At 64.1% G+C, this 11,213-nt stretch carries 10 protein-coding genes; 7 read left to right on the forward strand and 3 right to left on the reverse strand.

Annotated elements, in window-relative coordinates; all coding sequences use genetic code 11:
• Positions 1-140 precede the first annotated feature (140 nt).
• Complete coding sequence (locus ACE3SL_RS15280) at positions 141-392, reverse strand: hypothetical protein (RefSeq protein WP_374526577.1); 252 nt, start codon at positions 390-392, stop codon at positions 141-143.
• An 8-nt stretch (positions 393-400) separates the two neighbouring features.
• Positions 401-1,585: a glutamine-hydrolyzing carbamoyl-phosphate synthase small subunit gene (gene carA, locus ACE3SL_RS15285; protein ID WP_374526578.1), complete on the reverse strand. Its 1,185-nt coding sequence runs from the start codon at positions 1,583-1,585 to the stop codon at positions 401-403.
• 132 nt (positions 1,586-1,717) lie between these two features.
• Here carA and ACE3SL_RS15290 point away from each other — a divergent pair, with 132 nt between their 5' ends.
• From ACE3SL_RS15290 to ACE3SL_RS15320, 7 genes are all read left to right on the forward strand, one after another.
• Complete coding sequence (locus ACE3SL_RS15290) at positions 1,718-2,170, forward strand: GatB/YqeY domain-containing protein (protein WP_374526579.1); 453 nt, start codon at positions 1,718-1,720, stop codon at positions 2,168-2,170.
• Between the two features lie 113 nt (positions 2,171-2,283).
• The gene (locus tag ACE3SL_RS15295) at positions 2,284-2,718 is read left to right on the forward strand and encodes a GIY-YIG nuclease family protein (RefSeq protein WP_374526580.1); all 435 of its coding nucleotides are present in this window, start codon (positions 2,284-2,286) and stop codon (positions 2,716-2,718) included.
• Positions 2,715-4,592: a DNA primase gene (dnaG, locus tag ACE3SL_RS15300; RefSeq protein WP_374526581.1), complete on the forward strand. Its 1,878-nt coding sequence runs from the start codon at positions 2,715-2,717 to the stop codon at positions 4,590-4,592. Before ACE3SL_RS15295 ends, dnaG begins: the two co-directional genes overlap by 4 nt.
• 43 nt (positions 4,593-4,635) lie before the next feature.
• Positions 4,636-6,651 (forward strand): RNA polymerase sigma factor RpoD, encoded by a 2,016-nt coding sequence (gene rpoD, locus ACE3SL_RS15305; protein WP_374526582.1) that lies wholly within the window; start codon positions 4,636-4,638, stop codon positions 6,649-6,651.
• 692 nt (positions 6,652-7,343) lie between these two features.
• Positions 7,344-7,637 carry a PspC domain-containing protein gene (locus tag ACE3SL_RS15310; protein WP_374526583.1) on the forward strand — a complete coding sequence of 98 codons (294 nt, stop codon included), beginning with the start codon at positions 7,344-7,346 and terminating at the stop codon, positions 7,635-7,637.
• Positions 7,638-7,889: 252 nt separating this feature from the next.
• Entirely contained in the window at positions 7,890-8,561 is a 672-nt protein-coding gene (locus tag ACE3SL_RS15315) for a hypothetical protein (RefSeq protein ID WP_374526584.1), read from the forward strand.
• Between the two features lie 95 nt (positions 8,562-8,656).
• Positions 8,657-9,502: an AAA family ATPase gene (locus ACE3SL_RS15320; RefSeq protein ID WP_374526585.1), complete on the forward strand. Its 846-nt coding sequence runs from the start codon at positions 8,657-8,659 to the stop codon at positions 9,500-9,502.
• A 94-nt stretch (positions 9,503-9,596) separates the two neighbouring features.
• On the opposite strand, the gene ACE3SL_RS15325 is transcribed toward ACE3SL_RS15320, so the two are convergent.
• Positions 9,597-10,994: a methyl-accepting chemotaxis protein gene (locus tag ACE3SL_RS15325; RefSeq protein ID WP_374526586.1), complete on the reverse strand. Its 1,398-nt coding sequence runs from the start codon at positions 10,992-10,994 to the stop codon at positions 9,597-9,599.
• Positions 10,995-11,213: the final 219 nt, after the last annotated feature.

Below are 11,213 nucleotides of genomic sequence, written 5' to 3' on the forward strand. Positions count from 1 at the left end.
ACGAGGACGATGCGATAGCCCTCCTCCTTCAGCGCCTTGATCGCCTGCGTCCCCGAATAGTCGAACTCGCACGCCTGACCGATAACGATCGGGCCGGCGCCGATGACGAGGATGGATTGGATGTCGGTTCTTTTGGGCATTTAGGAAACTCGGCCTTTTTCATCGATGCGAACCAATGCAGCCAGACCCGCTTTGTCGGCCTCTTGTTCGACGCATGTTTTCAAATTTTGCGATTCCTGTTCGCTCTCGATGTCGAGATAATAGAGATTGTCTTCGTAAGTGATTTTGAAGCGATCAACTCCACAGGTCCGGGCGAAATCTTTAAGATGTACTTCCTCAGCGAATTCGCTGCCATACTGGCATGCCCCCAATAGAAAGGCACCGAACAGCACGGCTCGCCTCACTTGAGTCCACCAACGAACTTCTCGAACAGATAGAAACTGTCCTGCGGCCCCGGGCTCGCTTCGGGGTGATATTGCACGCTGAACGCGTTCTTGCCGGTGATCGCGATGCCGCAGTTCGATCCGTCGAACAGGCTCTTGTGCGTCTCGACCACGCCCGCGGGAAGCGTCGCGGCATCGACCGCGAAGCCGTGGTTCATGCTGGTGATCTCGACCACGCCGTCGGCAAAATCGCCCCCGACGCGCTGCACCGGATGGTTCGCGCCGCGATGACCCTGATGCATCTTCACCGTCTTCGCGCCGACCGCGATGCCGAGCATCTGGTGGCCGAGGCAGATACCGAAAATCGGCACGTCGCGCTCGAGCAGCCCCTTGATCACCGGCACCGCATAGTCGCCCGTCGCCGCGGGATCGCCGGGGCCGTTCGACAGGAACACGCCCGCGGGCTGGTGCCCCAGCACCTCGTCGAGGCTCGCGGTCGCGGGGACCACGGTGACGCGCGCGCCGGCCTTTACGAGGTTGCGGAAGATATTGTCCTTTGCGCCATAGTCGATCGCGACGACATGCGGGCGCTCGCCGCCGTCCTCGGTCGCATAGCCATGGCCCAGCGTCCACGCCCCGCCGGTCCAGTCGCCGGTATCGGTGCGACTGACGTCCTTCGCGAGGTCCAGCCCTTCCAGCCCCGGCCAACTCCGCGCCATGGCGAGCAGTTCGTCGGTGTCGAACTTGCCGTCGGGGCTGTGCGCGATCACCCCGTTCGGCGCGCCCGCATCGCGGATGCGGCGGGTCAGCGCGCGCGTGTCGATGCCCGCTAGGCCGATCACGCCCTGTTCGGCCATCCATTCGGGCAGCGTCTGGACGCTGCGAAAGTTGCTCGGCTGCGTCGGCAGCTCGCGCGTGATGGCGCCGACGGCGCCATGCACGCCGCGCTCCATATCCTCGGGGTTCGCGCCGACATTGCCGATGTGCGGAAAGGTGAAGGTGACGACCTGCCCGGCATAGCTCGGGTCGGTGAGGATTTCCTGATAGCCGGTCATCGACGTGTTGAAACAGATCTCGCCGACTGCGGCCCCGGCGGCGCCGTACCCCACGCCCCACAGGACCGTGCCGTCGGCAAGAACGAGGACGCCGGTGGCTCCGGAAGGCGCGGCGGATGGGTTGGCCAAAGGGCTGGCAGGTGCCATTTATACTGCTCCGGTCGGGGGGCTAAACGGCCGACCAACTAGGCGGCAAAAAAGTGATTCACAAGCTATCGGATTTGGAATCTTCCCGCTAGGGAGGGCCTTTCCGAAATTTGTGAGCCATGGGGACACGTGATGATTCGCGACGACATCAAGGCTGCGCAGGTTGCCGCGATGAAAGCCGGCGACAAGGCGCGCCTCGGCACGATCCGGCTGATGCTGGCCAAGATCAAGGACAAGGACATCGAACTGCGCACCGGCACCGCGCCGGCCGACGACGATGTGCTCGTCACCGACGTGCTGCAGAAGATGGTGAAGCAGCGCCGCGAATCGATCGCGATGTATGAACAGGGCGGCCGTCAGGAACTCGCCGACATCGAGGCGGCCGAGGTCGTCGTGATCGAGGATTTCCTGCCCGCGCAGCTTTCGGAAGCCGACGCGACCGCGGCGATTCAGGTAATCGTGGCGGAACTCGGTGCGACGAGCCTCAAGGACATGGGCAAGGTGATGGCCGCGGTGAAGGACCGGCTGGGCAGCCAGCTTGACATGAGCAAGGCGAGCGGGTGGGTGAAGGCGGCGTTGAGTTAACCCTCAAACACGGTCTTTTTTTCCGTTCGTCCCGAGCGAAGTCGAGGGACGTGCTACCTTGCGCCACGCCAACGTGTCTCGACTTCGCTCGACACGAACGTTTATGTGGCGGGATGGCGTTCTGGACCTACATGCTGCGCTGCTCCGACGGCCGCTATTACACGGGACACACCGATAATTTGGAACGCCGCATCGCTGAGCATCAACATGGCGGATTTTGCGATTTCACCTCGCGTCGTCGGCCCGTGACCTTGGTCTGGTCGCAAGATTTCGTTACACGGGTCGAAGCACTGGAGGCCGAACGCCGGATCAAACCCTGGTCGCGCGCGAAAAAGGAAGCGTTGATCCGGAGCGACTGGCGCATGGTGGGCCATTTCGCCAAGCCCCCACACGAACGCCCTCCCCTTCCCGTTTCCACCGAGAAACACTCGACCGCCCCGTTCGTCCCGAGCGAAGTCGAGGGACGTGAGGCTGGGCGCGAACGAGTCTCGACTTCGCTCGACACGAACGGAGGCAGGGTTCAGGCCGATCGGAAGGGGAACGCATGACCCTCACCCCGCAATGGCTGGACGAACTCCGCTCGCGCATCACCCTCTCGACCCTCATCGGCCGCACGGTGAAGATCACCCGCGCCGGTCGCGAATATAAAGCCTGCTGCCCCTTTCATAACGAGAAGACCCCCAGCTTCACGATCAACGACGAAAAGGGCTTCTACCACTGCTTCGGCTGCTCGGCACATGGCGATGCGATCCGCTGGATGACCGATCAGCGCGGCCTCAGCTTCATGGATGCGGTGAAGGAACTCGCCGCCGAAGCCGGGATGGAAGTCCCCGCCGCCGACCCCCGCGCCGCGAAAAAGGCCGAGGAGCAGGCAAGCCTGCGCGACGTCACCCAGGCCGCCGCCGACTGGTTCATCCAGCAGCTCGACAGCAGCAACGGCGCCCCGGCACGCGACTATCTCGCGAAGCGCGGCATTTCGGACTCCACCCGCGCCGCTTTCGGGTTCGGCCTCGCGCCCGACAGCCGCAGCGCGCTGAAAGAGGCGCTCAAGAAATTCCCGACCGCGATGCTCGTCGAATCGGGGATGCTCATCGCGGTCGATGATAAGGAACCCTACGACCGCTTCCGCGGCCGCCTGATGATCCCGATCCGCGATGCGCGCGGGCGCGTGATCGCGTTCGGCGGACGCATCCTCGGCGATGGCGAGCCCAAATATCTGAACTCGCCCGACACCCCGCTCTTCGACAAGGGCCGCACCCTCTACAATCTCGACAAGGCAAGCCCCGCCTCGCGGCAGACCAACCGGATCATCGTCGTCGAGGGCTATATGGATGTCATCGCCCTCGCCGAGGCGGGGATCGCCGACGCGGTTGCCCCGCTCGGCACCGCGCTCACCGAGAACCAGCTCGGGATGATCTGGCGCATGGTCCCCGTGCCCGTCCTCTGCTTCGACGGCGACAGCGCGGGACAGAAGGCCGCGATGCGCGCCGCAATGCGTGCGCTACCGCTGCTCCGCCCCGGCTTCAGCCTGTCCTTCGCGACCTTGCCCGCGGGACAGGACCCGGACGATCTCGTCCGCGCGCGCGGCGCCTCGGGCTTCACCGACATATTGGAGGGCGCGCAGCCGCTCGTCGAGCGCCTCTGGGCGCACGAAGTCGCCGCCGGACCGCTCCCCACCCCCGAGGAACGCGCGGCGCTCAAGACCCGCCTCCTTGCCCACGCTGACGCGATTCAGGATGCCGACGTCCGCCACCACTATCGCGAGGCATTTCGCGAAAAGCTCGATGCGCTCTTCGCCCGCAAGCAGCCCGAGCGCGGCCCGCGCGTGCCCTGGGCGCCGCAGTCGCCGCGCGGCGGCCGCCGCTTCCAGCCCGACCCGCGCCTCCAGCCGCCAGCTGAGGAAACCCGCGCGCTCAGCCAGTCTGGGATCGCCACGCCCTACGCAGCCGCACTGCTCGGCGGATTGCTGCGCTATCCGGAGGCGATCCGGCGCCATGAGGACGAGCTTTTCCGCCTCGCCATCCCCGATTCCGGCGATGCCGAACTGCTCGGCGCAATGCTTGACATCGCAAATGCCCAGGAAGGGCTTGATTGCGAGGGGTTGCTTGCCATATTGGAGCCCATGAAAGTGTATAATAGGGCGATGACATTGCTCAGAGCCGACGGAATGCACTTCTCGTTCAATCGACGGCTCGAAGACGAAGAGGCCGATGCGGCGCGCGAAATCGCGCTGCGCGACCTCGACGAATATATCGGCGTGCTGGTCAGCCAGCCCGAAATCCGCGCCCGCCTCGCCGAGGCAACCGCGGATTTCCAGCGCACGATGGATGATGAAGGCCTGGCACGCCAGCAAAGATTGCGTGCGATGGATGAGGAACTGACCCGCCGCCTGGCCGCGCTGTCCGACAGCACGAGCCAGTGAAGACCGACCCTTTGATGCCCCAAGGCAGGAACGACGAACGCATATGGCCACCAAGAACACCGAAGCCGACACCGACGCCCCGCTGATCGACCTCAACGAGGCCGACGTCAAAAAGCTGATCGCGCGCGGCAAGAAGCGCGGTTACCTGACCTATGACGAGCTCAACGAGGCGCTGCCGCAGGACGAGATGTCGTCGGAGCAGATCGAGGACATCATGTCGGCGATCTCCGACATGGGCATCAACATCGTCGAAAGCGACGAGGACGTCCAGGAAGAGGCCGAGCAGGAACAGGACGAAGAGGTCGATGTCTCGGCCGGCACCGGATCGGTCTCGAACCCCGCGATCGAGAAGAAGAAGGAGACGGTCGATCGCACCGACGATCCCGTCCGCATGTATCTGCGCGAGATGGGCGCGGTCGAACTGCTCAGCCGCGAAGGCGAAATCGCGATCGCGAAGCGCATCGAGGCGGGCCGTGATACGATGATCCTCGGGCTGTGCGAAAGCCCCCTGACCTTCAACGCGATCATCGAATGGTCGAACGCGCTCAACAACGGCGACATGCAGCTGCGCGAGATCGTCGACCTGGAAGCGATGCTCTCGAAGGACCCCGCGCCCGAGAATCTCGACGACGAAGCCGCCGAGGACGACGGCGAGATCAGCGAAAAGAACGCCGGCGTCTCGTTCAAGGACGAGGATGAGGTCGAGGAAGAACCCTCGGCCGACGGCGACGACGAGGACGGCGAAGGCAGCTCGGGCAAGCGCGAGAGCTTCGAGGAGGATGAGGAAGACAATACCCTCAGCCTCGCGGCGATGGAGGAGTTGCTGAAGCCTGACGCGCTCGAAAAGTTCGCGAACATCACCAAGAGCTTCAAGGCCTTCCAGAAGCTGCAGGAAGCGCGCCTTGAATCGCTGTCGGGCGGCGAGGAATTTCCCTCGGCATCGGAAAAGAAATATCACAAGCTGCGCGAGGAGCTCACCGCGCAGGTCGAGAGCGTGCAGTTCCACGGCACCAAGATCGAATATCTCGTCGACCAGCTCTACAGCTATAACCGCCGCCTGACCGCGCTCGGCGGCCAGATGCTGCGCCTCGCCGAGCGCCACAAGGTGCCGCGCAAGTCGTTCCTCGACCATTATGTCGGACGCGAGCTCGAAGAAAACTGGCTCGATCAGGTCGGCGGGATCGACAAGAAATGGGCCGCCTTTGCCGAGAATGAAGCGGGCGCGGTCGACCGCATCCGCGTCGAGATCAGCGAAATCGCGCAGGCCGCGGGCATGAGCCTCGCCGAATTCCGCCGCGTCGTGAATATGGTCCAGAAGGGCGAGCGCGAGGCGCGCATCGCCAAGAAGGAAATGGTCGAGGCGAACCTCCGCCTCGTGATCTCGATCGCCAAGAAATATACGAACCGCGGCCTGCAGTTCCTCGATCTCATCCAGGAAGGCAATATCGGCCTGATGAAGGCGGTCGACAAATTCGAATACCGCCGCGGCTACAAGTTCAGCACCTATGCGACCTGGTGGATTCGGCAGGCGATCACCCGCTCGATCGCCGACCAGGCGCGCACGATCCGCATCCCGGTCCATATGATCGAGACGATCAACAAGCTCGTGCGCTGCAGTCGCCAGTTCCTCCACGAAAGCGGCCGCGAGCCTACCCCTGAGGAAATGGCCGAGCGCCTGTCGATGCCGCTCGAAAAGGTCCGCAAGGTGATGAAGATCGCCAAGGAGCCGATCAGCCTCGAAACGCCGATCGGCGACGAGGAAGACAGCCACCTCGGCGATTTCATCGAGGACAAGAACGCCGTCATCCCGGTCGATGCCGCGGTGCAGTCGAACCTCAAGGAAACGGTTACGCGAGTCTTGGCGTCGCTTACGCCGCGTGAGGAGCGCGTGCTGCGCATGCGCTTCGGCATCGGCATGAACACCGACCATACGCTCGAGGAAGTCGGCCAGCAGTTCTCGGTTACTCGCGAACGCATCCGCCAGATCGAGGCAAAGGCGCTGCGCAAGCTGAAGCACCCGAGCCGCAGCCGCAAGATGCGCAGCTTCCTCGACCAATAAGGCAGCGAACGGTGGAAACAAAAAGAGGGCGGTCCGGGAGCGGGCCGTCCCCTTTCCTATATTCCGTCATGCCAAAGCAGGTTCAGCACCCGATCCTCCCTTTCCCCGGCGCAGCGTCGGTTGATTTCACGCAAAGGCGCGAAGAAGAGTCAGAAAAATTTCTCACACAAAGACACAAAGAGGGCGTGCACCAACGCGATCGTTTATGGGTCACCCGCGCGAAGCGCCTTTCGAGGTCCCCGCGGCGATGAACCGGAAGCGCGGTTACACCCGACCTCTTTGTGTCTTTGTGTGAGACTCTATTTCTTCGCGCCTTTGCGCCTTTGCGTGAAATCAACCGATCCCGCCCCGTCGAACAGGCACCGGCCTATGAACGTCGAACCGGGTTCACGGCGACGTGGATTTGCGCACCGCACAATTTTTTCGCCCGCATCCTTTAAATCTTCATATATCCCCGCCAGATAGCACTCGCCATCGGATGCGGCGGGCTTCATCAGCGGTTCAGGCGTGACCCATCAAATGGCGAACATTCCCACTCGATGGGAAATGATTCGAGGTTCGGGGCAGGCGGCCGGCATCGACCAAAAGCAAAAAGCCCGGAAATCGGGGGACTGCATCAAATGGCACGGCCTTTGCGATGCATCCGGCATCGGCGCGGGCCCGTGTTCGCAGCCAAAGGGAAAGACGAAAAAATGGAAAACGAAACCACCAATCTCTTCCGCCGCCGCGACACCTTCTTCGGTATCTGCGAGGCCGTGGGCCAGGATTTCGGATTCAACCCGCTGTGGCTCCGCCTCGCCTTCATCGCGCCTTTGTTCTTCATGCCGGTGCAGACCTTCGCCGCCTATTTCGCGCTCGGCGCCATCGTGCTGCTCTCGCGCCTGCTCTTTCCCCGCAAGGAAGCGACCGGGCAGGCCTTGCCGGTCGCCGCGCCCGCTGCACCGAAGGTCGAGGACAAGGCCGGCGAATACGCACTCGCAGCCTGACGGGCGACGGGCCGGAGGCTCCCTCTCCCACCCGTCCTCCATCACATGACGCTTCGGCGCCGGCACCGGACCGGCAAGCTTCCCCGGGCTTGCCGGTCTCGCTGTCTCTATCCGGCACAGCACATGCGACGAATGGAGGGCGGCTCATAAACGGGACGTTTACGACACTGGCTTAAAGCTGGACGCTCGAAATCCACGCGATGGGGGGACCAGCCCACGCAGCAGGCCCATTTAACAGGCAAGGATCTAGCGTTGAGCCTATCGACCCAGCCCAGATCGCAACCGCGCGGCGTTGCCGAGCTGCTCGACAATCTGGTCGCCAGCGAAGGCACCGGCGCACACCCGCACGTCCGGTCGGGGGCATTGTCGAACGGGCCGGAGGCGATGCGCAATCTGGCCGATGCCGTCCATTTCCTCTGCCTGCTCCACGGCCGTTATCCGGGCGTCGTCGACAGCGCCGCGCGCAAGGCGGTCGACCCCGCGTCGCGCCAGTGGATGGAGGAAGCCGCGCAGGCCTTCGCGCAGGAACGCGCGTTCCTGTCGAAGATCGCCGCCGCGGTCGGCCCGGTGCCGAGCACGCAGGGCCAGGCGCAATGCGAGGCCGCCGTCGCCGCGCAGCGCCGCGCGCTCGACATGCTCGCCGAATCGGACCGTCAGGGCTGCGCCGTCGGCGCCGCGATCGCGCTGACGCTCGACTGGCGAACGATCCGCGTCCTCCTCGACATCAGCGCCCAGCGCCTCGACCTCGCGGCGCCGCGCTGCACCCTCCCCGACCTGCGCGACACCGCGCGCGTCGCGGCGCAGATAGCCGACAGCCCGGCGGTCGAGCGCGCGATCGCGTTCGGCGCGCAGCAGCTCATCGCGCAGCACAGCGGCCTTTGGGACCTCCTCGCTGCCCGCGCCGCCAGCCGCGCGCACCCCTGAATCACCCGCTCCTGCCGGTGGCGGGGGGAGATTCGCTTGCACCCCCTGCCTCGCTGTGCCATTTCGCTTGACGTTCACGTCAAGGGAAAGAGCCGATGCGTTTCGAAGGTACCAGCGCCTATATCGCCACCGACGACCTGAAGGTCGCGGTCAACGCCGCGACGATGCTGCGCCGCCCGTTGCTCGTGAAGGGCGAACCCGGCACCGGCAAGACCGTGCTGGCCGAGGAGATCGCCAAGGCCTTCGACGCGCCGCTGATCACCTGGAACATCAAATCGACCACCAAGGCACAGCAGGGCCTTTACGAATATGACGCGGTCGCCCGCCTGCGCGACGGCCAGCTCGGTGAGGAACGCGTCCACGACATCCGCAACTACATCAGGAAGGGCAAGCTGTGGGAGGCCTTCACCAGCCCCAAGCTCCCCGTCCTCTTGATCGACGAGATCGACAAGGCCGACATCGAGTTTCCGAACGACCTGCTTCAGGAACTCGATCGCATGGCGTTCCACGTCTATGAGACCGACGAGACGATCAGTGCGAAGGAGCGCCCGATCGTCGTCATCACCTCGAACAATGAAAAGGAACTGCCCGACGCCTTCCTGCGCCGCTGTTTCTTCCACTATATCAAATTCCCCGACCGCGACACGATGGCCGACATCGTCGAGGTCCATTTCCCCGGCATCCAGAAGACCCTCGTCAGCCGCGCGATGGACATTTTCTACGATGTCCGCGACGTACCGGGGCTCAAGAAGAAGCCTTCGACCAGCGAACTCATCGACTGGCTGAAACTGCTCCTCGCCGAGGACATGCCGCTGGAGGTGCTCCAGAACCGCGACGTCGGGAAAGCGATCCCGCCCCTCCACGGCGCGCTGCTCAAGAATGAGCAGGACGTGATGCTGTTCGAGAAGCTCGCCTTCATGGCGCGGCGGCAGGGCGCCTGATCTTCATACACATCGTCATTGCGAGCGCAGCGAAGCAATCCAGAGTGTGTGTAAACCGCTCTGGATTGCTTCGCTGCGCTCGCAATGACGAACTTTATAGCTGGTAAGCGACCTCGACGTCGCCCCAGCGGCGTCCGTTGATCACTGCGGGCATATAAACGTTGCGCACCGTCACATAATTGATCCCGTCGCCTTCCTGCCGATAGACGGTCATGAAGAAGGGCGCATTGCTGCGCTTCGCCGCCGCGTCGGTCTCGTCATAGAGGATGCGACCGTTGCGGCAATGCGCGGTGTCATGCTCGATATCGCCCGTGGGCGCGCGCGAACAGTCGGTGATATGCGTCGGCAGAAAGCCGTTCATATCGCCCGCCGACGACATCTTGATCTCGGGATGCTCGGCGACGATCTGGTCGAACAGCGGCCGCCAATGAGCGTCCGCCCAGTCGCAGAGGCTGGTACGGAAGCGTTCGGGGTTCGACCCCGGCACGCGGACATAGTTCGTATCGAAAAGCTGCTCCATCGTCAGCTTGCCCTCGGCGACCGCATCCTCGGCGAGCGCGACGAAGCGGTCGCGCACACGCGCGGCGAGTTCGACGACCGCGGAATCGGCGGGGCTGACTCCGGCCGAGATCACCGCATTGAACATCCGGTTCGACACATGCTCCATCGTCAGGATCGATGCGCGGGTGCCGTCGAGGATCGCACTGTTGTCGCGCACCGAATGGACGACGCGGTCCATTGCCTCGCGGACCCTGGCGCCGTTCGCATGGACCATCGCGCTCGACTGCGCGATCCGGTCGCTCTGGTCGTCGAGCAGCGCGACGAGGTGCGTCGCGTCGTGAAGCGCGTCGGTGATCGTCTCGAACTGCGCCTCGGCACGGCTCGACTGCTCGACCCCCGACTGGATTTCGGTGACGAGCCCGCCCGCCTCGGCGGCGAGGCTGCCGATCGAGCGGCGGATTTCGTCGGTGGCGCTGCGCGTGTTCTGCGCGAGCTTCTTCACCTCGGCGGCGACGACCGCGAAGGTGCGCCCGGCATCGCCGGCCCGCTCGGCCTCGATCGCGGCGTTGAGCGCCAGCATGTTCGTGGTCTTGGCGATCTGCTCGATCGACTGGCTGACCTGCTGCACCTGCTCCATCACCGCGGCGAAATTGGTGACATGCGTGCCGAGCCGCGCGACGAGATCGATGACCGACCGGAATTCGGTGACCGCACCGTTGACCCGCTCCGCCCCCGCGTCGAGCTGTTCGCACGCGCGCGCCGACAGAAGTTTCGCCTCGTCGGTCGAATCGGCGATCTGGCGCTGGTCGGCCTCCAGACTGACGACGAACTCTTCGAGCCGCCCGAGCTCGGAAATCTGGCGATCCATCTGGTCGGTGGCGCGCTTGATGCGCCCCGCCGCATCGCTGCACCCGACCGCCAGCTCGCCGCAATCGCTCGCGACCGACTGGTCGAGTATCTGCGCCGCCGGATTGATCGGATCGAATTTCATCGCGCACCCACGTCCCTGAATGATCGCGATGCTATGCCGGACATTGGTTAACGGGGCGTCAATGGGTGCGAGGCTGGGGTGTCGGCATTGGGGTGGGGAGCGGACGCTGCCCTTTCTTTACTTCGTCATCCCCGCGAAAGCGGGGACCCAGAGCGTCCGTCCGCTTACCCATCCCTGGGTTCCCGCTTTCGCGGGAATGACGAAGGGAGAGTGTGCGGC

Origin of the sequence: Sphingopyxis sp. (genome assembly GCF_041916015.1) — a bacterium.
Taxonomy (GTDB): domain Bacteria; phylum Pseudomonadota; class Alphaproteobacteria; order Sphingomonadales; family Sphingomonadaceae; genus Sphingopyxis.

What these genes read in the sequence shown, in the direction of transcription:
- ACE3SL_RS15310 (WP_374526583.1), top strand. Translation starts at nt 7,344, where the DNA reads ATGGAAAACGAAACCACCAATCTCTTCCGCCGCCGCGACACCTTCTTC.
- ACE3SL_RS15320 (WP_374526585.1), top strand. Translation starts at nt 8,657, where the DNA reads ATGCGTTTCGAAGGTACCAGCGCCTATATCGCCACCGACGACCTGAAG.
- dnaG (WP_374526581.1), top strand. Translation starts at nt 2,715, where the DNA reads ATGACCCTCACCCCGCAATGGCTGGACGAACTCCGCTCGCGCATCACC.
- ACE3SL_RS15290 (WP_374526579.1), top strand. Translation starts at nt 1,718, where the DNA reads ATGATTCGCGACGACATCAAGGCTGCGCAGGTTGCCGCGATGAAAGCC.
- ACE3SL_RS15295 (WP_374526580.1), top strand. Translation starts at nt 2,284, where the DNA reads ATGGCGTTCTGGACCTACATGCTGCGCTGCTCCGACGGCCGCTATTAC.
- carA (WP_374526578.1), bottom strand. Translation starts at nt 1,585, where the DNA reads ATGGCACCTGCCAGCCCTTTGGCCAACCCATCCGCCGCGCCTTCCGGA.
- rpoD (WP_374526582.1), top strand. Translation starts at nt 4,636, where the DNA reads ATGGCCACCAAGAACACCGAAGCCGACACCGACGCCCCGCTGATCGAC.
- ACE3SL_RS15325 (WP_374526586.1), bottom strand. Translation starts at nt 10,994, where the DNA reads ATGAAATTCGATCCGATCAATCCGGCGGCGCAGATACTCGACCAGTCG.